At 72.2% G+C, this 23088-nt stretch carries 22 protein-coding genes; 10 read left to right on the top strand and 12 right to left on the bottom strand.

Annotation, left to right across the window (positions count from 1 at the left end):
* Positions 1 to 227: 227 nt before the first annotated feature.
* Positions 228 to 1052, bottom strand: coding sequence for a hypothetical protein (locus tag KME66_RS06720; protein WP_216320106.1), 825 nt, complete (start codon positions 1050 to 1052; stop codon positions 228 to 230).
* A gap of 474 nt (positions 1053 to 1526) precedes the next feature.
* Here KME66_RS06720 and recA point away from each other — a divergent pair, with 474 nt between their 5' ends.
* Together recA and recX are read left to right on the top strand one after the other, a co-directional pair.
* Positions 1527 to 2645, top strand: a complete 1119-nt coding sequence (gene recA / locus KME66_RS06715; RefSeq protein WP_216320104.1) for a recombinase RecA — start codon at positions 1527 to 1529, stop codon at positions 2643 to 2645.
* A 3-nt stretch (positions 2646 to 2648) separates the two neighbouring features.
* Positions 2649 to 3401 (top strand): recombination regulator RecX, encoded by a 753-nt coding sequence (recX, locus tag KME66_RS06710; protein WP_073228247.1) that lies wholly within the window; start codon positions 2649 to 2651, stop codon positions 3399 to 3401.
* Positions 3402 to 3540: 139 nt separating this feature from the next.
* On the opposite strand, the gene KME66_RS06705 is transcribed toward recX, so the two are convergent.
* From KME66_RS06705 to KME66_RS06670, 9 genes are all read right to left on the bottom strand, one after another.
* Positions 3541 to 4149 carry a hypothetical protein gene (locus KME66_RS06705; RefSeq protein WP_216320093.1) on the bottom strand — a complete coding sequence of 203 codons (609 nt, stop codon included), beginning with the start codon at positions 4147 to 4149 and terminating at the stop codon, positions 3541 to 3543.
* Between the two features lie 193 nt (positions 4150 to 4342).
* Entirely contained in the window at positions 4343 to 4720 is a 378-nt protein-coding gene (locus tag KME66_RS06700) for a rhodanese-like domain-containing protein (protein ID WP_253208567.1), read from the bottom strand.
* A gap of 77 nt (positions 4721 to 4797) precedes the next feature.
* Positions 4798 to 5382, bottom strand: a complete 585-nt coding sequence (locus KME66_RS06695) for a cysteine dioxygenase family protein (RefSeq protein ID WP_216320089.1) — start codon at positions 5380 to 5382, stop codon at positions 4798 to 4800.
* 73 nt (positions 5383 to 5455) lie between these two features.
* Positions 5456 to 5542, bottom strand: a complete 87-nt coding sequence (locus tag KME66_RS34535) for a putative leader peptide (protein WP_367303640.1) — start codon at positions 5540 to 5542, stop codon at positions 5456 to 5458.
* Between the two features lie 291 nt (positions 5543 to 5833).
* Positions 5834 to 7588: an FAD-dependent monooxygenase gene (locus KME66_RS06690; protein ID WP_216320087.1), complete on the bottom strand. Its 1755-nt coding sequence runs from the start codon at positions 7586 to 7588 to the stop codon at positions 5834 to 5836.
* Positions 7589 to 7764: 176 nt separating this feature from the next.
* Positions 7765 to 8706, bottom strand: a complete 942-nt coding sequence (locus KME66_RS06685; RefSeq protein WP_216320084.1) for an amino acid ABC transporter permease — start codon at positions 8704 to 8706, stop codon at positions 7765 to 7767.
* On the bottom strand, positions 8703 to 9350 hold the full coding sequence (locus KME66_RS06680) for an amino acid ABC transporter permease (RefSeq protein ID WP_006128036.1): 648 nt from the start codon (positions 9348 to 9350) through the stop codon (positions 8703 to 8705). The genes KME66_RS06685 and KME66_RS06680 overlap by 4 nt, the downstream gene beginning before the upstream one ends.
* A gap of 192 nt (positions 9351 to 9542) precedes the next feature.
* Positions 9543 to 10466 (bottom strand): glutamate ABC transporter substrate-binding protein, encoded by a 924-nt coding sequence (locus tag KME66_RS06675; RefSeq protein WP_073228229.1) that lies wholly within the window; start codon positions 10464 to 10466, stop codon positions 9543 to 9545.
* Between the two features lie 33 nt (positions 10467 to 10499).
* Positions 10500 to 11285 (bottom strand): amino acid ABC transporter ATP-binding protein, encoded by a 786-nt coding sequence (locus KME66_RS06670; RefSeq protein ID WP_216320081.1) that lies wholly within the window; start codon positions 11283 to 11285, stop codon positions 10500 to 10502.
* Positions 11286 to 11675: 390 nt separating this feature from the next.
* On the opposite strand from KME66_RS06670, the gene KME66_RS06665 reads away from it, so the two are divergent.
* Together KME66_RS06665 and KME66_RS06660 are read left to right on the top strand one after the other, a co-directional pair.
* Positions 11676 to 12368: a response regulator transcription factor gene (locus tag KME66_RS06665; RefSeq protein ID WP_073228220.1), complete on the top strand. Its 693-nt coding sequence runs from the start codon at positions 11676 to 11678 to the stop codon at positions 12366 to 12368.
* Positions 12369 to 12388: 20 nt separating this feature from the next.
* Positions 12389 to 13783 (top strand): HAMP domain-containing sensor histidine kinase, encoded by a 1395-nt coding sequence (locus tag KME66_RS06660; protein ID WP_216320078.1) that lies wholly within the window; start codon positions 12389 to 12391, stop codon positions 13781 to 13783.
* Between the two features lie 48 nt (positions 13784 to 13831).
* Here KME66_RS06660 and KME66_RS06655 read toward each other — a convergent pair whose 3' ends face one another.
* Positions 13832 to 14833, bottom strand: coding sequence for a TAXI family TRAP transporter solute-binding subunit (locus KME66_RS06655; protein WP_073228214.1), 1002 nt, complete (start codon positions 14831 to 14833; stop codon positions 13832 to 13834).
* Positions 14834 to 14969: 136 nt separating this feature from the next.
* Between KME66_RS06655 and miaB the strand changes: the two genes are divergently transcribed.
* Together miaB and KME66_RS06645 are read left to right on the top strand one after the other, a co-directional pair.
* Entirely contained in the window at positions 14970 to 16490 is a 1521-nt protein-coding gene (gene miaB, locus KME66_RS06650; RefSeq protein WP_216320075.1) for a tRNA (N6-isopentenyl adenosine(37)-C2)-methylthiotransferase MiaB, read from the top strand.
* 312 nt (positions 16491 to 16802) lie between these two features.
* The gene (locus KME66_RS06645; protein ID WP_216320072.1) at positions 16803 to 17543 is read left to right on the top strand and encodes a class III extradiol dioxygenase subunit B-like domain-containing protein; all 741 of its coding nucleotides are present in this window, start codon (positions 16803 to 16805) and stop codon (positions 17541 to 17543) included.
* 92 nt (positions 17544 to 17635) lie between these two features.
* On the opposite strand, the gene KME66_RS06640 is transcribed toward KME66_RS06645, so the two are convergent.
* Positions 17636 to 17941: an antitoxin gene (locus KME66_RS06640; protein ID WP_073228206.1), complete on the bottom strand. Its 306-nt coding sequence runs from the start codon at positions 17939 to 17941 to the stop codon at positions 17636 to 17638.
* A 204-nt stretch (positions 17942 to 18145) separates the two neighbouring features.
* On the opposite strand from KME66_RS06640, the gene miaA reads away from it, so the two are divergent.
* From miaA to KME66_RS06620, 4 genes are all read left to right on the top strand, one after another.
* The gene (miaA, locus tag KME66_RS06635; protein WP_216320069.1) at positions 18146 to 19084 is read left to right on the top strand and encodes a tRNA (adenosine(37)-N6)-dimethylallyltransferase MiaA; all 939 of its coding nucleotides are present in this window, start codon (positions 18146 to 18148) and stop codon (positions 19082 to 19084) included.
* A 107-nt stretch (positions 19085 to 19191) separates the two neighbouring features.
* Positions 19192 to 19644, top strand: a complete 453-nt coding sequence (locus tag KME66_RS06630; RefSeq protein ID WP_073228200.1) for a hypothetical protein — start codon at positions 19192 to 19194, stop codon at positions 19642 to 19644.
* 161 nt (positions 19645 to 19805) lie between these two features.
* On the top strand, positions 19806 to 20672 hold the full coding sequence (gene dapF, locus KME66_RS06625) for a diaminopimelate epimerase (protein WP_216320066.1): 867 nt from the start codon (positions 19806 to 19808) through the stop codon (positions 20670 to 20672).
* 213 nt (positions 20673 to 20885) lie between these two features.
* Complete coding sequence (locus tag KME66_RS06620; RefSeq protein WP_216320063.1) at positions 20886 to 23054, top strand: HD domain-containing protein; 2169 nt, start codon at positions 20886 to 20888, stop codon at positions 23052 to 23054.
* Positions 23055 to 23088 lie beyond the last annotated feature (34 nt).

The following is a 23088-nucleotide window of genomic DNA, read 5'->3' as shown; positions in this document are numbered from 1 at the left end:
GAAGGTTGAGTGTTCTCACTGAATCTTGGGCGTGAAGACGGAGCCGCCCTCAAGTCGGCCGTTGCTTCGCCCGTCCCCGGTCGGCCTTGCAGGAATGCCCCACGGGTCCGGGTGCCTCCGGAGGTCGATCCCCCGGACCTCCGGGAGGTCGCCCTCCTCGACGCGGAAGCCCCGCCCCGCGAACCTGTCGCGGAGCGGGGCTTCGCCCCTGCTATCCGAGCCAGCCCTCAGCCGGACGGGGTGTAGGTCAGTACTACGCAGCCGCTGTGACCTTCGGTGCCGTCCTTCGAGGGTTCCTGCGTCGGCTGGTGCCCGCCGGAGTTCCCCGCTCCCTTGCCGCCGTAGCCGCCCTGTCCGGCGAAGGGATTGCAGGCCATCCCGGCTGCCGTCGTCTGACCGGCCTTTCCGCCGTGCCCGGGGTGGTTGCGCGAGGCATCCTCACCCGACACCCCCGACTCCCCAGGGGTCAGCACGGTCCCGGAGCCCTCGCAGTGAGACCTCTGTACGCTGCCGCCCGCCCCCGCAGAGCCGCCGTAGCCGCTCCGGAACGATCCCGACGCCTCACCGCCGTGCGCGAGGTTCCCGGGCGAGGCGACCAGCAGAGGACCGGACGCGAACAGGTCGCCCGCGGCCCTGCCGATGGCCGTGTCCATCCCCCCGGTACCGACCTGGCCGTTGTTGTACTTCCCGCTTCCGCCCTTGCCGCCCGCACCGCCGCTGCCGACCGTGACAAGGAGGCTGCCCCCGGCTTCAACGGGAATCGTGCACGCCACGGTCGCACCGCTGCCGCCACCACCGCCCCCCGCCCCGCTGAGCGCACCGCTGTTGTTGCCGCCTCCGCCCCCACCGCCGCCACCAGCGCCCACCGCCGTCACCTTGATGCTGCTCACGCCCTCCGGGACCGTGAACGTGTGCTCACCAGGGGCGTTGAATGTCTGAGTGACCGGTTCCGGAGCCGCCGACGCGGGACTGGTGGGCACCAGCAAGGTCGCCGCCGCCATGACGGCGACCTGCGCGGCGCGCATCGGTGACGAGGCGGACTTGAGCCTCATGGGAAAGGACCTCCATGCCGTAGCGAAATTCAGCTGTGCAAGCCAGCCTCGCCCAACAGATCTCAGTCCACGGCCATGTGCTCACCACCCGACGCCAAGATCACCCCTTCGAGACAGCCTTCGCTCATCCTTCCCATGCGGGGACGGCGACTCGTCCGACAGGACCCCATCGCGATCTGCCGGCCTGGCCGGCACGGGCACCAGCCGTCACTCAAACGTGAACGAGATCGCTCAACCTTCGATGAGACAGGACAGCCGTACCGCCGTACCCGCGTGGTGCGCTTGACACGGAAATCGAACATCCATTCTGATGGGATTCCGGCCGGGTTCTCCCGGGCCCGGCCGTGCCCGGGTTTTCCCGGGCCCGGCCGTGGAGTTGTCCACAGGTCGGGAGGACGTCGAGGCCCATTGTCAGTGGCAGGGGTTAGCGTCTGTGACGTGAAGCGATCGACTCAAGCAAATCGGGTGGAACCCATGGCAGGAACCGACCGCGAGAAGGCGCTGGACGCCGCGCTCGCACAGATTGAACGACAGTTCGGCAAGGGTGCGGTGATGCGCCTCGGTGAGCGGCCGAACGAGCCCATCGAGGTCATCCCCACGGGGTCGACCGCCCTCGACGTCGCCCTCGGCGTCGGCGGTCTGCCGCGCGGCCGCGTGGTGGAGGTGTACGGACCGGAGTCCTCCGGCAAGACGACGCTGACGCTGCACGCCGTGGCGAACGCGCAGCGCCAGGGTGGCTCGGTGGCCTTCATCGACGCCGAGCACGCCCTCGACCCCGAGTACGCGAAGAAGCTCGGCGTCGACATCGACAGCCTCATCCTGTCCCAGCCGGACAACGGCGAGCAGGCGCTGGAGATCACCGACATGCTGGTGCGCTCGGGTGCCCTGGATCTGATCGTCATCGACTCCGTGGCGGCCCTGGTGCCCCGTGCGGAGATCGAGGGCGAGATGGGCGACTCGCACGTGGGTCTCCAGGCCCGGCTGATGAGCCAGGCGCTCCGCAAGATCACCAGCGCGCTCAACCAGTCCAAGACCACCGCGATCTTCATCAACCAGCTCCGCGAGAAGATCGGCGTGATGTTCGGCTCCCCGGAGACCACGACCGGTGGCCGGGCGCTGAAGTTCTACGCCTCGGTGCGCCTCGACATCCGCCGGATCGAGACGCTGAAGGACGGCACCGACGCGGTCGGCAACCGCACCCGCGTCAAGGTCGTCAAGAACAAGGTCGCCCCGCCGTTCAAGCAGGCCGAGTTCGACATCCTCTACGGCCAGGGCATCAGCCGCGAGGGCGGGCTGATCGACATGGGCGTGGAGCACGGCTTCGTCCGGAAGGCCGGCGCCTGGTACACGTACGAGGGCGACCAGCTCGGCCAGGGCAAGGAGAACGCCCGCAACTTCCTCAAGGACAACCCCGACCTCGCCAACGAGATCGAGAAGAAGATCCTGGAGAAGCTGGGCGTCGGCGTCCGCCCGGACGCCGAAGCGGGCGAGCCCGGAGCGGATGCGGCGCCGGCGGCCGACGCGGCGGCGAAGCCGGCGGCCACCACGGCCACCAAGGCCAAGCCGGCCAAGACCGCGGCGGCCAAGAGCTAGGCCGTGACGCGTCGTACGGAATGGCCGGACAGCCCTGCCGAGCCCGGCGGTGACGCCGGATCCGGTCGCGGGGCCACCGACGCGTTCGCCGCCGAGCGGGGGGCGGCAGCGGACGACGTCGGGGCCCGGTCCGGGCGCGGCTCGCGCGGTGGAGCGGGCGCCGGGGGCGGATTCGGCGAGGGAGCGGGCCGCCGTTCCCGCTCCGGTGCCAGAAGCAGCGGCTCCTCCTCCTCGTCGAGGGCCGGGAAGGAGGAGCCGCGTGACCCGGTCGAGCAGGCGCGCAATATCTGTCTGCGGCTGCTCACCGGGACACCGCGGACGCGTAAACAGCTCGCGGACGCCCTGCGCAAGCGGGAGATCCCGGACGAGGCGGCCGAGGAAGTGCTCGCCCGCTTCGAGGACGTCGGGCTGATCGACGACGCGGCGTTCGCCGGGGCATGGGTGGAGTCCCGGCACCACGGCCGGGGGCTCGCGCGTCGCGCTCTCGTCCGTGAGCTGCGGACGAAGGGCGTGGACTCGGCCGTGATCGACGAGGCGGTCGGGCAGCTCGACTCGGACCAGGAGGAGGAGACGGCGCGCGAGCTCGTTGCCCGCAAGCTCCGCTCCACCCGGGGCCTGGACCGGGACAAGCGGCTCCGCCGCCTGGCGGGGATGCTCGCTCGCAAGGGATACGGGGAAGGCATGGCCCTACGGGTGGTGCGTCAGGCGCTGGAGGAGGAGGGGGAGGACACGGAAGGCCTGGACGAGCCTTTCTGAAGCCGCCCCTTCGACGTCAGTCCTCTTGCCTCGAACCTCTGACGTCAGCTCTCTGACGCCGCCCCTCTGGCATCTGCCCTGACGTCGGCCCCCGAGGTCGGCCCTGGCACGTGCCGATGACGTCGGTTCTTGCCCGGCGCTACTGGCCGGCCAGGGAAGCGCGGCGGATGGTGGCGTCGAGGAGCGCCAGCGCATCGGCGGCGGTGCGGCCGGGATGGCGGTTCCAGGGGCCGATCAGCCCGGGCCATCCTTGCGCGCGCAGCTCCGTGATCAGCCAGGCGCCGGCCCGGTCCACGGTCGCGAGGGAGCCGTAGCCGAGGCGGTGGGCGGAGATCATCGCGCCGCAGACACAGCGCGCGCCACGGGCGTTCCGCAGCCGGTACGGGGTGTTCTGCCATCCCCACTCGGCCAGGATCTGCCGTGCGTGACCGAGATGGGCCGAGGGGCGCAGGTCGCTCTGGCCGACCCGCCGCCAGAGATGGACACGGTCGGGCAGCATCGCCCCCAGCCGTCCGGGCAGCGGACGCTGTGACGGAGGTGGCGCGGGCAGGGCCCGCAGGGTGTCGTCGATCAGCCGGTCCACGGGTACGGAGAGCAGGCCCCGCCAGTCGGAAGGCCCTGCGGGTGCGGGGGAGGGCTCGGCTGCGGGGTGCTCCCAGCCCGTGACGATCTGCTGCCACGCCTGGGTGTCGTACAGCCGGGCGGCTTGGCCGTCGAGCCGGTCGGGGGTGAGGACAGCGGTCGCCATAAGCGGTCATCTCCGTACATTTCGGTCCTCTGTGTGAGGTGAATGTCGGTCACGCGCGGCGATTGCTCCAGTGGAACGTGGCGTTCGGGTGTGTGGCAGCAGCGATCCGGCGCCTCACTTCAGGTGTGAGGCGCCGGACACGCGGGGTGGGCGTCGGGCACTCGGGGCGGGGTGCGGGGGAGGGCGTCCGGCCTCAGACGGAGGTGACCGGCAGTCCTGCCGCGCGCCACGCCTGGAAGCCGCCGGCCAGGTCGGTGGCCCGGTGCAGCCCCAGCTGCCGCAGCGAGGCGACGGCGAGGCTGGAGGCGTATCCCTCGTTGCAGATCACGACGATCTGGAGGTCGTGGCCGACCGCCTCGGGCGCGCGGTGGCTGCCCTGGGGGTCGAGCCGCCATTCCAGTTCGTTGCGTTCGACGACCAGGGCGCCGGGGATCAGACCGTCCCGGTCGCGGAGTGCCGCGTACCGGATGTCCACGAGCAGGGCTCCGGCCTCCGCCGCCGCGGCGGCCTCGCGCGGGCCGATCCGGTCGTAGCCGCGCCTGACCCGCTCCAGCAGCTCCTCGATGCCCACCGGAGCAGGGGCGCTCGTGCCCGCTGCTTCCCCAGCGGGGTGTCCGGCCGTGTTTCCGTCGGTGCTCCGCTTCGCGCTCACTGCCACTCCTCGGGGCTCTCGGTCTGCTCCAGCCGGAGCACCGCGCCGGTGCGGCTGAACCGGCGGATCCCGGGGAGCGGCGGGTAGTAGGCATGGACGGAGACGGCGTGCGCGTCCGGGGACTCGTTGAGGACCTCATGGACGTGGTGCTGCCCGAAGGCCCGGCCCTGTCCGGCTGCCAGCTCCCTCGACCGGTCCACCCCGTCCGTCAGCTCCAGCGTCTTCCAGCCGTCGGTGGGCAGCCGCACGGCCAGCGAGTGCTCCTTGAGGGCACCGGCCGCTGTCGTGAACGCGCCGATCGACTCGGCGTGATCGTGCCAGCCCGTACCGCTGCCGGGCGGCCAGCCGATCAGCCACGCCTCGCTGCCGCCGGGGCCGTCGAGCCTGATCCACGTGCGGCCCTCCGGATCGAGGGGCAACGAGGCGATGAGCGCCTCGTCCCGGGCGGTGCGGCGGACGAAGGCCAGCAACTCCGTGACCGTCGGCGCGGCGACAGCGGAGGAGACGGAGGTGGAGGAAGCGGCGGAAGAAGGTGATGGCGCCGGGTGGGCCGTGGACACGGCGGAGCGAGCGGAAGACACGAGGACCGTCCTGAGAGTTCGCGCGGAGTTCCGGCCGTGCGGAAGCGGCACGGACCGGGCGGAGGGAGGCGATTCAGCAGGACGGGCGACACACGCTGCCCGCGTAGCGGACGAGGTCCATGTGGACCCTCCGCCACAGGCGCACACCGGTGTCGGTCATGATCTGGAGTACACCACGCGTGCCGGTGACGGTCAACGTGCTTCCGCCGCCGACGCCCACGGGCGTCGGACGACGGAGCACGTGCGGTGGACGGCGGACGCACGTGCACGACGGACGCACAAGCGCGGTGGACACCGGAGGCACGTGCGCGTTGGGCGAGGCACGTGCAGGCGCGGTAAACACCGAAGGCACGTGCGTGTTGGGCGAGGCACGTGCAGGCGCGGTGGACACCGAAGGCACGTGCGCGTTTGGGCGAGGCGCGTGCAGGGGTGGTGGACGGCGGGCCAGCCTTCAGCGGTGCCCGGCGGTCCCCTCGGCGTGAACCCCCGCCCGGGGCCGCTTCTCGCCCCTGCTCTCGCGGTCGGCGCTCTCCCGGCCCGCGCTCTCCAGGCCCTCGCCCTCGCCCTCGCCCTCGCCCTCCCCGTCCTCCTCCGCCGTGTGCTCCCGCCCACCGCGAGGCGCGCCGCCCAGCGCGGCCCGCGCCGCGGTGAACAGCTCGGCCGGCCGTACGCCGCCGAAGGCCGCCACCAGATGCCCGTCCGGCCTCACCAGCAGGACGGTATGGGCCGACGCCCCCGGGTAGCTTTCGGTGACCAGCAGCTCCGTCGTACCGGGGAGCGCCGCCACGGCGTCCGAGAGGCGGGGCATGACGCCCGCGGTCTGCCAGTGCCGCCGGTCCCAGACGCCGGTTCCCGGTGCGACCAGGACCACCAGCGGATGGCCCTGCCCGAGCCGCTCCCGCAGCCGGGTCGTCGTACCGTCCGGCGCGGTCACCGTCACATCGGCGACCGGCGCACCGGGGGGCGTACCGACAACGGTGTGCGCCTCCGTGTGCGGCGGTGAAAGCGGGGAGTGCGAGTACGAAGGGGGCGCACCCAGTGCTCCGCGGCCCAGATGGCCGTCGGCGAGCAGGGTGTCGTGACCGCGTGCGGAGCCCGGGACCAGGGCCCGCAGGCCGCCTCCGCCGCGCAGTATCGGCAGCGACTGATCGGCGGCGCGCAACCGGGCGGCCACCGCGGCCCTCCGCTCCGCCTGGTAGCTGTCGAGCAGCTGCTCGGCCGGGCCGTGGTGCCAGACGTGGGCCAGCTTCCAGGCCAGGTTCTCGGCGTCCCGGATGCCCTCGTCGAGACCCTGCGTGCCCAGCGCGCCCAGCAGGTGCGCCGCGTCTCCGGCCAGGAACGCGCGCTGCTTGCGCCAACGCCGGGCGAGCCGGTGGTGGAGCGTGTGGACCCCGGTGTCCAGCAGGTCGTACGCCGGGGTCTCGCCGCACCAGCCGGCCAGCGTGTCCCGGATCTGGGTGATCACCGCTTCGGGGGTGACCAGTTCGCCGCGCGGCGGCAGCAGCCAGTCCAGCCGCCAGACGCCGTTCGGCAGAGGCCGGGCGGAGACCTCCGGTCCACCGGTCCGCCAGGGTGGCTGCCGGTGCGACACGGCCTGGCCGGGCCAGGGCAGTTCGGCCCGCAGAGCGGCCACGGCATGCCGTTCCACCGCCGTACGGCCCGGGAACCGGATGTCCAGCAGCTTGCGCACGGTCGACCGGGCGCCGTCGCAGCCGACCAGGTAGCTCCCGCGCCACCAGGTCGATCCCGGCTCCCGGGTGTGCACGGTGATGCCGTCGCGGTCCTGCTCCAGCGTGTCGATCCGGCTCATCGGCACGAGCCGGATGCGTGCTTCCTTGTCCACCGCCGCACGCAGCGCCGCGCTCAGCTCGTGCTGCGGCAGGTGCAGCGGCGAGGGGAGGAGCCCGGGGACCGGCTCGCCGCCCTCGTCCGGCCGGCCACCGCTCAGCGGCATCTCCCGGACCAACTGCTTCCGGCGCATCGAACGCCAGCCCGTCCAGCGCAGCCCGACCCGGTCCAGCTCCCGGCAGCCGAGGCGGCCGACCAGGTCGGCGGTGTCCTCGCGCAGCACGACCGTGCGGGCGGGCCGGGGTTCCTCCGTGCCGGAGCCCTCGTCGAGGAGCACCGAGGGGACGCCCTGGGCGGCGAGGGCCAGCGACAGCGTCAGGCCGACGGGCCCGGCGCCGACGACGATCACCGGGTCCACGGCGCGTACCCTCCGGCCCGTACGGTCATGCGGAAAGCGGCAGAGGTAGCCGGGTGCGTGATCACAGAACGTATGCAACCCACTGGTGGTGCTTGCGTCAAGTGACCGAGGCAGCGACGCGTGCGCCGCTGCCTCGAATGCTCCTGTCCGGGAGGGGCGGCAGGGCCCCGGGGCGGTCAGTCCTTCGTCACTCCGGCCTCAGCGGCACCATCGCCGGTCGGGCCCGCGCCCTGTGCGCCCCCTGCCTCGGGGCCGGGTACGGCCTCCGCCGCGGGGATGTCGGCGGTCTGGGCGCCCGGCGCCACCTTGATGCCGGTCTTGGCCCGGCGGCCGCGCTTCTCGATCCACGTCGCCAGCGCCGAGAGGAGCAGGCACATCGTGATGTAGATCGTGCCGATGACGGTGATCGTCGAGACGTACGGGTACTGGCCGTTCACCTGGGTGTTGGAGGCGATCAGACGCGCGGTCTGGAGCAGCTCCGGGTACAGGATGATGAAGCCCAGCGAGGTGTCCTTCAGCGTCACCACGAGCTGGCTGATGATCGTCGGCAGCATCGACCGGATCGCCTGCGGCATGAGGACGGTCGTCATGACCTGGGTCTTGCTCATGCCGAGGGCGTACGCGGCCTCGCTCTGGCCCTTGGGCACCGAGTTGATGCCGGCCCGCAGCACCTCGGCCTGGACACAGCCGTTGTAGACCGAGAGGCCCGCCGCCAGCGCCCACATCGAGTAGTCGGTGAGGAAGCCGACCCAGATCGCGTAGATGGTGATCAGCAGCGGCAGCGAGCGGAACAGCTCGATGAAGGTGGTCGCCGCCCAGCGGATCGGCTTGTGGTCGGAGAGCCGGCCCACCGCCAGGAGCACGCCGAGGACCAGCGAGCCGACCGCGGCGAGGCCGAACGCCTTGAGGGTCGCGAGGACCGCGTCGGCGATGTTCTGCCGGATGCCCGCGTAGTTGAAGATGTCCCACATCTCCGGGGCCAGATGACCCTTGTCGGCCAGCCGCACGATGCTGACGGCGATCAGCGCCACGATGGCGAGGCTGCCGACGACGGCGTAGATCCGGTTGCGGACGACGGCCTTGGGGCCCGGGGCGTCGTAGAGAACGCTGGCGCTCATCGGGCGACCTCCATGCGACGCTCCAGCAGCCGGAAGAGGCCGCTGATGGTAAAGGTGATGATCAGGTACCCGATGGCGACCCAGATGAAGACGGGGACGATGTCGTAGCCCTTGTCGCTCATGAGCTTCTGCCAGCCGAACAGCTCGGCGTTGCTGAAGGCGCCGGCGATCGCGGAGTTCTTCGTCAGCGCGATGAAGATGCTGCTCAGCGGCGGGATCACGGTCCGGGTTGCCTGGGGGAGCACCACGATCTGCAGGGTCTGGGCGAACGTCATGCCGATCGAGCGCGCGGCCTCCGCCTGGCCCAGCGGCACGGTGTTGATGCCGGAGCGCACCGCCTCGCAGACGAAGGACGAGGTGTAGAAACCGAGGGCCAGGGAGCCGAGGACGAACGGGCTCATCCCCGGGAAGAGGATCTCCGGTACGACGAAGAAGAAGATCAGGAAGAGCAGCGTCAGCGGGGTGTTGCGCATCAGCGTGACCCACGCGGTGCCGAAGTACCGCAGCGGCGGCACCGGCGAGACGCGGAATCCGGCGACGACGACACCGAGAACCAGGGCGATGAGCGAGCTGACGGCGGTGATCGACACAGTTCCTATGAAGCCGTCGCGGAACGCTGGGAAATTGTCGAGCAGTACGTTCATGAGGTCTCCGCGTCGGCGGTCATCGGCATCGGGGCAGGGGAAGGAGCGCCCCGTACGACCGCCGCCCCCGGGGAGAGGGGTGCGGCGGTGGCGTACGGGACGCCTGGGTCACTCGCGGGCGTCGTGACGGGTGTCGGAGCCCGGGCACCGGCAGGTGCCGGGGCGCCCGACGGTGCCGGGCGCCCGAGGGCGTCAGTAACGCTCGATGGCCGGCGGGTCGACGTAGTCCGAGCCGGACAGGCCGAGGGTGGCCTCGTAGATCTTCTTGTACGTGCCGTCCTTCACGCGGTCCTCCAGCGACGTGCTGATGGCCTCGCGGAGCACCTTGTCGTCCTTGTCCAGGCCGACGCCGTAGGGCTCGTCGGTGAACGGCTTGCCGACGACCGAGAGCTTGCCCTTGTTGGCGGCGGCGTAGCCCTTGAGGATCGAGTCGTCGGTCGTGACGGCGTCGACCTGCTTGGTCAGCAGCTGCTGCACGCAGTCGGAGTACTTGGCCAGCTCGACGACGCTCGCGCCGTACTCCGGCTTCTTGATCTCCTGCAGCGGCGTGGAGCCGACGATCGAGCAGACCTTCTTGCCCTTCACCGACTCCTTGCCGGTGATCGACGTGTCGTCCTTGCGCACCAGGAGGTCCGCGCCGGCCTTGTAGTACGGCCCGGCGAAGCCGACCTGCTTCTTGCGCTCGTCGTTGATCGTGTAGGTGCCGACGTAGTAGTCGACCTGGCCCTTGGAGATGGCCGTCTCACGGACGCCGGAGTCGACGGTCTTCCACTCGATCTGCTTCTCCGAGAAGCCCAGGTCGGCCGCGATCATCTTGGCGATCTCGATGTCGAAGCCCGAACGCTCCTTGGTCGACTGGTCCTCGAAGCCGAGGTACGGCTGGTCGGCCTTGGCGCCGATGATGAGCTTCCCGCGCTCCTTGGCCTTCTTGAAGACCGGGGAGTCGAGGGCGACGTTCTCGGCCGCGGTGTACGTGGGCAGCTCGGGGGCGCCGGAGGCGCCCGGCTGGGTACCGCCCGGCTTGTCACCGGCGGAACCCTCCTTGCCACCGCACGCGGTCGCGGTCAGGGCGAGGACGGCGATGGCCGCCACGGCGGCGGACTTGCGGAGCTTCATGTGAACAATCCTTAGGTCGTGAGGTCGTTGTCGTCAGTGGTGAAGGATCTTCGACAGGAAGTCCTTGGCCCGGTCGCTGCGCGGGTTGCTGAAGAACTGTTCGGGCGTCGCCTCTTCGACGATCTTCCCGTCCGCCATGAACACGACGCGGTTGGCGGCGGAACGGGCGAAGCCCATCTCATGGGTGACGACGATCATCGTCATCCCGTCCCTGGCCAGCTGCTGCATGACTTCGAGGACCTCGTTGATCATCTCCGGGTCGAGCGCCGACGTGGGCTCGTCGAAGAGCATGACCTTCGGGTCCATCGCCAACGCCCGTGCGATCGCGACGCGTTGCTGCTGACCGCCGGAGAGTTGCGCCGGGTACTTGTCGGCCTGTACGCCGACGCCCACCCGGTCGAGCAGGGTCCGGGCCTTCTCCTCCGCGGCCTTCTTGTCGGCCTTGCGGACCTTGACCTGGCCCAGCATGACGTTCTCCAGCACCGTCTTGTGTGCGAAGAGATTGAACGACTGGAAGACCATGCCCACGTCGGCACGCAGCCTGGCCAGCTCCTTGCCCTCCTGGGGCAGCGGCTTTCCGTCGATCGAGATCGCTCCCGAATCGACCGTCTCCAAGCGGTTGATCGTGCGGCACAGCGTGGACTTGCCGGACCCGGAAGGCCCGATGACGACCACGACCTCGCCACGGGCGATGGTCAGGTCGATGTCCTGGAGCACATGCAGCGCGCCGAAGTGCTTGTTGACGTTGCTCAGTACGACCAGGTCGTTCGCCGCGGGCGCGGCATCCTCGGCGGCCTTGGTCACTGAAACTCCGCTCATCGGCTTCTTGCTCCGTCCTCCTCGGTTGAACAAGGACCCTAATGACGCAGTGCGACCAACGTCATTACATCTGAGCGGAAATTGAGCATAACGATCCGGCGGCAACCGGACACTCCGCGTGAACAGGACGCCCCGCGCCGCCCCGGGGCGTACCGGGTGCATAACGGAAACCCCGCTGTAACCGGCAGGCTCTTGACTGGTGTGCCGTTCATCGGCGTGGATGCCTTGAGCGAGGTCGACGCGAAGCGTCGATGAACGGAAGATCACGGCACGGGTCTTCCGGGCGAACCGGGGCGAAACGCGTGATCACACCCGGTGACACCGTGCGACGGTTGCACGCATGAGCCCGAGGAGCCGGACGGCCCCGGGAGAGACGGAGGGAGGAGGGTCATGAGACTGCTGCTCGTCGAGGACGACGACCATGTCGCGGCGGCCCTGTCCGCCGTGCTCGCCCGGCACGGATTCCAGGTCGTGCACGCCCGCAACGGCGAGGAGGCCCTGCGCTCGCTGCTGCCCGCGGAGAAGGAGCCCTTCGGGGTGATCCTCCTCGACCTCGGCCTGCCCGACCAGGACGGCTACGAGGTCTGCGGCAAGATCCGCAAGCGCACCGCCACCCCCGTGATCATGGTGACCGCCCGCGCCGACGTGCGCTCGCGCATCCACGGCCTCAACCTCGGCGCCGACGACTACGTCACCAAGCCGTACGACACCGGCGAGCTGCTCGCCCGTATCCACGCGGTCGCCCGGCGCGCCTCCGGCGTCGAGGACACCGCGCCCACCCCCGTCGCCGCCCTGCGCCTCGGAGCGGTCGCCATCGAGCTGCCGACCCGACGGGTCAGCGTCGACGGCGATGAAGTCCAGCTCACCCGCAAGGAGTTCGACCTGCTGGCCCTCCTCGCCCAGCGCCCCGGCGTCGTCTTCCGCCGTGAGCAGATCATCAGCGAGGTCTGGCGCACCAGCTGGGAGGGGACCGGCCGCACCCTGGAAGTACACGTCGCCTCCCTGCGTTCCAAGCTGCGCCTGCCCACCCTGATCGAGACCGTGCGGGGGGTCGGCTACCGGCTCGTCGCGCCGTCCGCGTAACCGGCGGGTACGAATCCCCGGTGCGCTCCCGCCTCCTCCCGCTGCTCATCGTCCTGATGGCCGCGGTCCTGGTCACCCTCGGCTTCCCGCTCGCGATCAGCATGGCCGCCGCCGAGCAGCAGCGCCTCGTCATCGACCGGATCGACGACACCGCGCGGTTCGCCGCCCTGGCCCAGGCCATCACCGACGCCTCCCCGGACGGCGACGAGCGCCGCCGCACCCTCCAGACCGACCTGGAGGTCTACGCCTCGGTGTACGACATCCGGGTCGGCGTCTTCTTCCAGGACGACCGGGCCCTGGCCAAGGCGCCCCGGGACTGGACCCTGCCCGCCGAGGGGGAGGGACGCACGGCCTTCGACGAGGCGCTGCTCGGCCGCCGCTCGCACGACCCGCCCCAGGTCTGGCCCTGGCGCGACGGGCGGGTCGTCGTCGCCTCGCCCGTGGTGCGCGACGGCGACGTGGTCGCCGTGGTCGTCATCGACTCGCCCACCGGCGAGATGCGGTCCCGCATCCTGCGGACCTGGCTGCTCATCGGCCTCGGCGAGGCACTGGCCCTGCTGGTGGCGGTCGGCGCCGCGGTCCGGCTCACCGGCTGGGTCCTGCTGCCCGTACGGACCCTGGACGCGGCCACCCGCGACATCGCCGGAGGCCGGATGCGCTCCCGTGTCGCGGCCTCCGCCGGGCCGCCGGAACTCCGGCACCTGGCCCGCTCCTTCAACGAGATGGCGGACAACGTCGAGGACGTGCTGGAGCAGCAGCGCGCGTTCGTCGCCGACGCCTCGCACCAGCTGCGCAACCCGCTGGCCGCCCTGCTGCTGCGCATCGAGCTCCTCGCCCTGGAGCTGCCCGAGGGCAACGAGGAGGTCGCGGCCGTGCGCACCGAGGGCAAGCGGCTGGCCCGGGTCCTCGACGACCTCCTGGACCTCGCGCTGGCCGAGCACGCCGAAGCGGACCTCCAGCTGATCGACATCGTCCCGCTCACCGCCGAGCGGGTCGCCTCCTGGCGGCCGATGGCGGAGCGGGAGGACGTGCGGTTCACCCTGCTCGGCGCCCCGGCGGCCACCGCCTGGGCCGACCCCGTGGCGCTCTCCAGCGCCCTGGACGCGGTGATCGACAACGCCCTGAAGTTCACCCCGGCCGGGGAGGACGTCACCGTCACCGTCGTTGCCGACACCCGGACCGCGACCGTCGTGGTCGCCGACCGGGGCCCCGGCCTCAGCGAAGCGGAGCTGGAACGCGTCGGGGACCGCTTCTGGCGCAGCACCCGCCACCAGAACGTCAGCGGATCGGGCCTGGGCCTCTCCATCTCCCGGGTGCTGCTCGCGGCGGGCGGCGGCTCGATCGCGTACGCGCACCACCCGCCGCACGGCCTGCGGGTCACCGTCTCGCTGCCCCGCGAACGGCCGGGCGGCTGAGCCGGGACCTTCCGGGCCCATGCGCCCCGCGCCGTCCACGAGGCACGGTCACGGCTTCACCGAGCGGTAGTAGGCCTTGGCTCCTTCGTGCACGTCCAGCGGGTCCGTGTAGATCGCCGTCCGCAGGTCCACCAGCTGCGCCGCGTGGACCTCACGTCCGATCCGGTCCCGGCTGTTGATCACCGTCCGGGTGAAGGCCTCGGTCATGGCCGCGTCCGTGCGGTCGGTGGTGACGAGCAGATTGGGGACGGCGACCGTGGGCACCGACTGGCCCTGCTGGGCCTCCGGATAGGCGTCGGCGGGCATCATGGCCGACCGGTAGAAACGGGTCGGGCCGGTCGCCGCCTGCAACTTCGCGACCAGGCCGGCCTCCAGCGGCACCAGTCGGACGTCGAAGCGCTCCGACAGCTCCTGCACGGCCGCCGTCGGCAGGCCGCCCGACCAGAAGAACGCGTCCAGTTGGCCCTGCGTCAGCCGTACGGGCATGGTGTCGATGCCCACCGGCACCGGGGTGATGTCGTCGGCCGGATCGAGCCCGGCCGCCTTGAGCAGCCGGTCGGCGACCAGCCGCACTCCGGAGCCCTCCTGGCCCACACCCACCCGCTTGCCCCGCAGATCGGAGGCGCTGCGGATGCCGGAGTCCCGGGGCACGACCAGTTGGACGTAGTCGTCGTACAGGCGGACGCAGCCGCGCAGCCGCTGGGCCCCCGGTCTGCCGTCGCGCAGATAGGTGGCCACGGCGTCGGCCGTCGCGATGGTGAAGTCCGCCTCGCCCGTCGCCACCCGGGCGAGGTTCTGCTGCGAGCCCTCGCTGATCCGCAGCCGTACGGACACCTGAGGCATGTCCTTGGCCAGTGCGTCCTCGAGCCGCTCCCCGTACCGCTGGTAGACCCCGCTGGGCACTCCCGTGGAGAACGTGAGCGGGCCGCTCGGGGCCCCGTCGTCCCCGTCGGGCAGGAGCCACCACGCGAGCAGCCCGAGCACGACCGTGAGGGCGGCGCCCGTCTGCAGGGTCCGCCGGCGGCCGAATCGGGACAGAGCGTGGTGCATGCGCGCGATCCTGCCAGCTCACCCGCCCCCTGGCCAGGGCCGCCCGTGAGGCCCGCCCCACAGTCTGCGGGCGAGCGGAGAGGGGCGGGGCACGGGGCCGGAGGGGCGCCGCCCGGCAACCGCCTACCCTTGTCCCATGAGCAGCGGCAACCGGAGCGAAGCAGTGGACGTCCAGAAGAGCTACGAGGTGCGCACCTACGGGTGCCAGATGAACGTCCACGACTCCGAACGGCTGTCGGGTCTCCTGGAGGACGCCGGATACGTCCGCGCCCCCGAAGGCTCCGACGGCGACGCCGACGTCGTCGTCTTCAACACCTGCGCGGTACGGGAGAACGCCGACAACAAGCTGTACGGCAACCTCGGCCGCCTCGCCCCGATGAAGACCCGGCGCCCCGGGATGCAGATCGCCGTCGGCGGCTGTCTCGCGCAGAAGGACCGCGACACCATCGTCAAGCGCGCCCCCTGGGTCGACGTCGTCTTCGGCACGCACAACATCGGCAAGCTGCCGGTCCTTCTGGAGCGCGCCCGCGTCCAGGAGGAGGCACAGATCGAGATCGCCGAGTCGCTGGAGGCCTTCCCCTCCACGCTTCCCACCCGACGCGAGTCCGCCTACGCCGCGTGGGTCTCCATCTCGGTCGGCTGCAACAACACCTGCACCTTCTGCATCGTCCCTGCGCTGCGAGGCAAGGAGAAGGACCGCCGCACCGGCGACATCCTGGCCGAGATCGAGGCCCTGGTGGCCGAGGGCGTCTCCGAGATCACCCTCCTCGGCCAGAACGTCAACGCGTACGGCTCCGACATCGGCGACCGCGAGGCCTTCTCCAAGCTCCTGCGCGCCTGCGGGAAGATCGAGGGCCTGGAGCGCGTCCGCTTCACCTCGCCGCACCCCCGCGACTTCACCGACGACGTCATCGCGGCCATGGCCGAGACGCCCAACGTGATGCCGCAGCTCCACATGCCGATGCAGTCCGGCTCCGACCGCGTCCTCAAGGCGATGCGCCGCTCCTACCGTCAGGAGCGCTTCCTCGGGATCATCGAGAAGGTGCGCGCCGCGATGCCGGACGCCGCCATCTCCACCGACATCATCGTGGGCTTCCCCGGCGAGACCGAGGAGGACTTCGAGCAGACGATGCACGCCGTCCGCGAGGCGCGGTTCGCCAACGCGTTCACCTTCCAGTACTCCAAGCGCCCCGGGACCCCGGCCGCCGACATGGACGGACAGATCCCCAAGGAGGTCGTCCAGGAGCGGTACATGCGCCTGTCCGCCCTCCAGGAGCAGATCTCCTGGGACGAGAACAAGAAGCAGGTCGGCCGCACCCTGGACGTCATGGTCGCCGAGGGCGAGGGCCGCAAGGACGGCGCCACCCGGCGCCTCTCCGGCCGTGCCCCCGACAACCGCCTGGTCCACTTCACCCAGCCCGAGCAGCCCGTGCGTCCGGGCGACGTGGTGACCGTCGAGATCACCTACGCCGCCCCGCACCACCTGCTCGCGGAGGGCGCCCCGCTCGCCGTACGGCCCACCCGCGCGGGCGACGCGTGGGAGAAGCGCACCACCGAGGCCGCCGCGAAGCCCGCCGGAGTGATGCTGGGCCTCCCCGGCATCGGCGCCCCGGACCCGCTCCCGGCCGCCACGGCCCCGGCCTGCGGCATCGGCTGAGGGCGCGCGGGGCGCGGGGCGCGGTGGGCCCCGCCGAACGGGCAGGACGCGGCGAGGGGCCCACACCGGGGAAGCGGGGGCTGAGCCGATCGCGGCGAGGGGCCCGGCCGAGCGGCCGGGGCCAGGTACTCGTTCTGAGGGGCGGGAGGGTCGGGCTGCGCCGATGGGCCACCCCGGTCGGCGGCTCAGGCGCCTCCGGGGCCGGGGCGTCAGGTCTCCCAGGGGCATGGGCGTCAGGTGCCTCGGGGTCCGGGGCGGCCGCTCCCCTGCGGGCCGACCGGCTCCCGGTCCCCGGCAAGTACGCTGACCGGCATGCTTGTCGCCGCCGCCGTCTGCCCCTGCCCGCCGCTCCTCGTGCCCGAGGTCGCCGCCGGGGCCGCCCCCGAGCTCGACGCCGCGCGTGACGCGTGCCTGGACGCCGTGGGCGTGCTCGCCGCCGCGCGACCGGACCTGCTCGTCGTCGTCGGGCCCGGAGACAGCCCGTCCGGACCCGGCGAGCACCCGGCCGTCGGGCCCTACCCGCCCGGCGCTCACGGCTCCTTCCGGGGCGTCGGCGTGGACCTCGACGTGAGGCTCGGCCATGCGCCCGAGGGCGGCACGACGGCGGGCCGTCCGTTGCCGCAGTCCCTCACGGTGGGCGCCTGGCTGCTGGGCCGGGCCCGCTGGGAGGACGCTCCCGTCGAAGGGCTCGCCCTTCTGCAGACTGCGGCTCCGCAGGACTGCGCGGAGGCCGGCCGCGCCGTCGCCGCGCGCGCCGACCGGGTCGCGCTCCTGGTGATGGGCGACGGCAGCGCCTGCCGCACCCTCAAGGCGCCCGGCTACCTCGACGACCGGGCCGCCGCGTTCGACGCCCGCGCCACCGAGGCGCTCGGCTCCGCGGACCTCGACGCCGTCGCCGCGCTCGACGCCACGCTCGCCCACGAGCTCAAGGCGGCCGGCCGGGCCCCCTGGCAGCTGCTGGGTGGTGCCGCGCGGGGCGCGGGGCTCGATGGACGGCTGCTGTACGAGGACGCCCCCTACGGCGTGGGGTACACCGTCGCCACCTGGTCCTGACGAGACCGGCTCGGGCCGGCAGGTCTCCCACAGACCGGCGGCGGGTCCGGAGCGTCCGGCTCCGGACCCGCCGCCGGGGCGGGACCGCTGCGTCAGTGCGCGGGCGGCGGCGGGGGAGGCGTGGTACCGGAGCCGCCGGGGGTGCTCCCGGGCGTACCCGGCGCACCCGGGGTCCCGGGCGTCCCGCCGTCCTTCTGGCCGAGCTTGTCCACGGCTTCCTTGGCCTTGCGGGTCCCCGAATCGATCTTGTCGCTGTACTTGCCCTTGGTCTTCTGGTCGACCGTGCGCGCGGCCTTGTCCAGGCCCTGCTCGATCTTGCCCCCGTGCTGCTGCGCGAGGTCGCCGACCTTCTCCTTGGCCGGTCCCAGCTTGGCCTTCAGGTTGTCCAGGAGCCCCATTGGGTCACCTTCCGTGCAGTGTGGAGGACGGTCTTCACGGGAGCGATCTCCCGCCCCCATTGTCCGTCACCTGTCCGTTCCTGCCGTTTTTACTCCTCCGATGGCGTTGACGCGCCACATCCTCGGCGCGGCCGACCGGGCCGGGCAGTCCGACCGGCCACCGGGTGTGTCCGGGAGGGCCCGGACCTTTGGGAGACTGTCCGGGTGACCCCTCCCCGCCCCGCACCCCGTGTCATCACCGTCGTAGGCCCCACAGCGGCCGGAAAATCGGATCTGGGGGTCTTTCTCGCCCAGCGGCTCGGCGGCGAGGTGATCAACGCCGACTCCATGCAGCTCTACCGGGGCATGGACATCGGCACGGCGAAACTGACGCTGCCCGAGCGCGACGGCGTGCCGCACCACCTGCTGGACATCTGGGACGTCACCGAGGCCGCCAGCGTCGCCGAGTACCAGCGTCTGGCCCGCCGGGAGATCGACCGGCTGCTCGCCGAGGGGCGCACCCCCGTCCTGGTCGGCGGCTCCGGGCTGTACGTGAAGGGCGCCGTCGACGCCCTGGAGTTCCCCGGTACGGACCCCGAGGTGCGCGCCCGCCTCGAAGCGGAGCTGGCCGAGGGCGGCTCCGGGGCCCTGCACGCACGGCTCGCCGCCGCCGACCCGCAGGCCGCCCGCTCCATCCTGGCGAGCAACGGCCGCCGCATCGTCCGCGCCCTCGAAGTCATCGAGATCACCGGCAAGCCCTTCACCGCCAACCTCCCCGGTGACGAGCCGGTCTACGACGCCGTCCAGATCGGCGTCGACGTGGAACGCCCCGAACTGGACGAGCGCATCGCCCGGCGCGTCGACCGGATGTGGGAGGCCGGACTCGTGGACGAGGTCCGCGCCCTGGAGGTGTCCGGACTGCGCGAGGGCCTCACCGCCTCACGGGCCCTCGGCTACCAGCAGATCCTCACGGCGCTCGCGGGGGAGTGCACCGAGGACGAGGCGCGGGCCGAGACCGTGCGCGCCACCAAGCGATTCGCCCGCCGCCAGGATTCGTGGTTCCGCCGTGACCCGCGTGTCGTGTGGCTCGGTGGCGGTGACCACGACCGGGGGGAACTCCCGCACCGGGCACTGACGTTGGTCGAACGAGCGGTCACAGCCTGATCACGTGATGGCATCGGGAAGCTCCGGCCGTCAATGCGACGCCCGGGACCGTGCCATCATCGAGCATCGATCCACCAGTGGAGTCCGAGTTGGGAGGGCGCGTGGCGATGGAGGCCGGCCCTCGCGACACGGAGCAGCGCGACACAGAGCACGAGGTGCCGTCACCGCGGGAGACCGCGGGACGGCTGAGCCCCGACGGGCCCGACGAGCAGGACGTGGCCCCCGAGGTCGAGGTCGAGCTGCGGCCCACCCGCAAGCTGCGGATCTGGCAGCTCGCCCCCATCGTCGTGCTGGCCGCGGTCGGCTCGCTGATGTTCGCCTTCCCGCTCGCCTTCGAGTTCGGTGACGGCGGTGCCATCGTCGCCATGCTGGGGCTCCTGATCAGCTGCTGCGCGGCCGGCTGGGGCATGATGGCCGCCCGCCGCGTCGGGCACACCTGGCCCGGACTGCCCTCCCGGGGCTCGGGCGACCGCCCCGACTGGCGGGTGATCGCGCTGTACGCCGTGACCGGCCTCGCCCTGGTCGCCCTCGCGGTCTGGCGCGTGGCCCGGCTGCGCTGACCGCCGGGGGCCGGTGCGACGGCTCCCCGGGCCGGCCCACGTGACGGGGCGCCGGAGGCCGGCGGGCCCGCCCGGCCGGCGAAGCCGGTCGTGCGGGCGACGGTCCCCGCCGCGGGGGTCCGCCGGAGCCGGTGGCCGGCGCCGCCTCGTACAGTGGGGAGGTGAGCACCTCGCAGATCGCCTTCCTCAAGGGCCACGGCACCGAGAACGACTTCGTGATCGTCCCGGACCCGGACAACGCCCTCACCCTGCCCGCCGCCCTCGTGGCCCGGCTCTGCGACCGCCGGGCCGGTATCGGCGGCGACGGACTGCTGCACGTCGTGCGCTCCGCCGCGCACCCCGAGGCGCGGTCCATGGCGGAGACGGCCGAGTGGTTCATGGACTACCGCAACGCGGACGGCTCGATCGCCGAGATGTGCGGCAACGGCGTGCGCGTCTTCGCGCACTACCTCCAGCGGGCCGGCCTCGTCGAGGAGGGCGACCTGACCGTCGCCACCCGGGGCGGCACCAAGCGCGTGCACCTCGCCAAGAACGGCGACATCACCGTGTCCATGGGACAGGCCCGGCTGCCGGAGGCGAGCGTCACGGTCAGCGTCGGCGGCCGCAGCTGGCCCGCCCGCAACGTCAACATGGGCAACCCCCACGCCGTCGCGTTCGTCGACGACCTGGACCACGCGGGCGATCTGTTCTCCGCCCCGCCCCTCACTCCCGAGGCGGTCTACCCCGAAGGGGTCAACGTCGAGTTCGTCGTCGACCGGGGCCCGCGCCACGTCGGTATGCGCGTCCACGAGCGCGGCTCCGGCGAGACCCGCTCCTGCGGCACCGGGGCCTGTGCGGTCGCCGTCGCCACCGCCCGCCGCGACGGCGCCGACCCCGCCGTGACCGGGCTCCCCGTCACGTACCGGGTGGATCTCCCCGGCGGCACCCTCGTCATCACCGAGCACCCGGACGGCGCGGTCGAGATGACGGGCCCCGCCGTGATCGTCGCCGAAGGCGTCATCGACCCGGCCTGGCTCGAATCCGCCTGAGGAATGGCGCGTCCCTTTCCCCGGAGCGGCTCACAGCCCTCGGGAGCAGGGCTCGCTCGAAACGGTGATCGGTCCGGGCTTCGCTCGAATGGGTGATCCGTTTCACGCTGGGCGAGAGCGGGACTGCGCCACGTGGTGGGCTCGATAGCATCAAGCACCGGCCCCGAGGCGCATCCAGCCCTCGCCCCGCCGGTCGAGTCGCCGGAGGTGCCCATGAGTGCAGAGGCCGCCGATCCGGGCGCCCCCCTTCGCAGGCGGAGCCGCCCCCGGATCGATCTGCGCAGACTGGGCCGGGTGGCGCTGCGCGGCCCGGTCTCCCGCGACCGGCTGCCCGACGCCATCAGCCATGTCGCCGAGGCGCACCGGGCCCACCACCCCGACGCCGATCTGAGCATCCTGCGCCGGGCCTACGTCCTCGCGGAGTCCTCGCACCGCGGGCAGATGCGCAAGAGCGGCGAGCCGTACATCACGCATCCGCTGGCCGTGACGCTGATCCTCGCCGAGCTGGGCGCGGAGACCACCACCCTCACCGCCTCCCTGCTCCACGACACCGTCGAGGACACGGAAGTGACCCTCGATCAGGTCCGGGAGCAGTTCGGCGACGAGGTCTGCTTCCTCGTCGACGGCGTCACCAAACTGGAGAAGGTCGACTACGGCGCCGCCGCCGAACCGGAGACCTTCCGCAAGATGCTCGTCGCCACCGGCAACGACGTCCGGGTCATGTCCATCAAGCTCGCGGACCGGCTGCACAACATGCGCACCCTCGGTGTGATGCGCCCCGAGAAGCAGGCCCGGATCGCCAAGGTCACCCGGGACGTCCTCATCCCGCTCGCCGAACGGCTCGGCGTACAGGCGCTCAAGACCGAGCTGGAGGACCTGGTCTTCGCGATCCTGCACCCTGAGGAGTACGCCGGGACCCGCGCCCTCATCGCCGCCGCGAAGGGCCCGGACGACCTCCTCGAAACCATCGCCGGACAGGTGACACAGACCTTGCGCGAGGCGGGCATCAGCGCTGAAGTCCTCATCAGACCGCGCCACTTCGTCTCGGTGCACCGGGTCCGCAGGAAACGCGGGGAACTGCGCGGCACCGACTTCGGCCGACTGCTCGTCCTGGTCGGCGAGGACGCCGACTGCTACGCCGTCCTCGGTGAACTGCACACCTGCTTCACCCCGGTGATCTCCGAGTTCAAGGACTTCGTCGCCGCCCCCAAGTTCAACCTGTACCAGTCGCTGCACACCGCCGTCGTCGGGCCCGAGGGGGCCGTCGCCGAAGTCCTCATCCGTACGCACCGGATGCACAAGGTCGCCGAGGCGGGCGTCGTCGCGCTGGGCAACCCGTACGCCCAGGACCCCGCCGCGGCCCCGCAGGCCGAGCCGTCCGACGAGCGTGCCGACCCGACCAGGCCCGGCTGGCTCTCCCGGCTGCTGGACTGGCAGGAGTCCGCCACCGACCCCGACACCTTCTGGACGACCCTGCGCGACGACCTCGCCCAGGACCGCGAGATCACCGTCTTCCGCACCGACGGCGGCACCCTCGGGCTGCCCGCCGGGGCCAGCTGCGTCGACGCCGCCTACGCCCAGTACGGGGACCGGGCCCACACCGCGATCGGGGCCCGGGTCAACGGCCGCCTCGCCACCCTGAGCACCGTCCTCAGCGACGGCGACACCGTGCAGCCGCTGCTCGCCCAGGACACCGCCTCCGGCCCCTCGCCCGACTGGCTCGACCACGCGCGCACCCCCGCCGCCCGGATCGCGATCACCGGCTGGTTCAGCGACCACCCGGACGAGGCGAAGCCCGCCCCGGAGACCGTCGGCGGGACCGGGCCCGGCACCCGGGACGAGCCCGCCGCCTCCCCGGAACGCCATGCTCCGGGGGCCGCGGCTCCGGCCCGCGGCCGGTCCGGACACCGCGCCACGGGCGTCGTCGTCGAGGACCCGGACGCCCCGGTGCGCCTGGCCGGCTGCTGTACGCCGGTGCCCCCCGACGAACTGACCGGCTTCGTCGTCCGGGGCGGCGCGGTGACCGTGCACCGCCGGGAGTGCCCCGCCGTCGCCGCGATGCGGGAGATCGGCCGCGCCCCGGTCGGGGCCCGCTGGGCGGACGGGGAGGACCGGGAGTCCGACGCGGGCTGCCGGGTCACCCTGGTCGCCGAATCGTTCGGCCGACCCCGGCTCCTCGCCGACCTCACTGAAGCCATCGCCACCGCCGACGCGGCGATCGTCGCCGCCACCGTCGAACCCCCCAGCGAGCAGCGGGTCCGCCACACCTACACCCTCCAGCTCCCCGACGCGGCCGGCCTCCCCCGCCTGATGCGGGCCATGCGCGACGTCGCCGGGGTCTACGACGTCAGCCGCGCCCGGCTCCCGGCCCCGACGGGCTGAGCCGCACCGCTGCGGCCGCCGGGCCGTTCCGTAC

The organism is Streptomyces sp. YPW6, from assembly GCF_018866325.1.
In the GTDB taxonomy this organism is placed as follows: Bacteria; Actinomycetota; Actinomycetes; order Streptomycetales; family Streptomycetaceae; genus Streptomyces.
The sequence above is the reverse complement of the archived record's forward strand: the minus strand, read 5'-3'. Positions and strand labels throughout refer to the sequence as shown.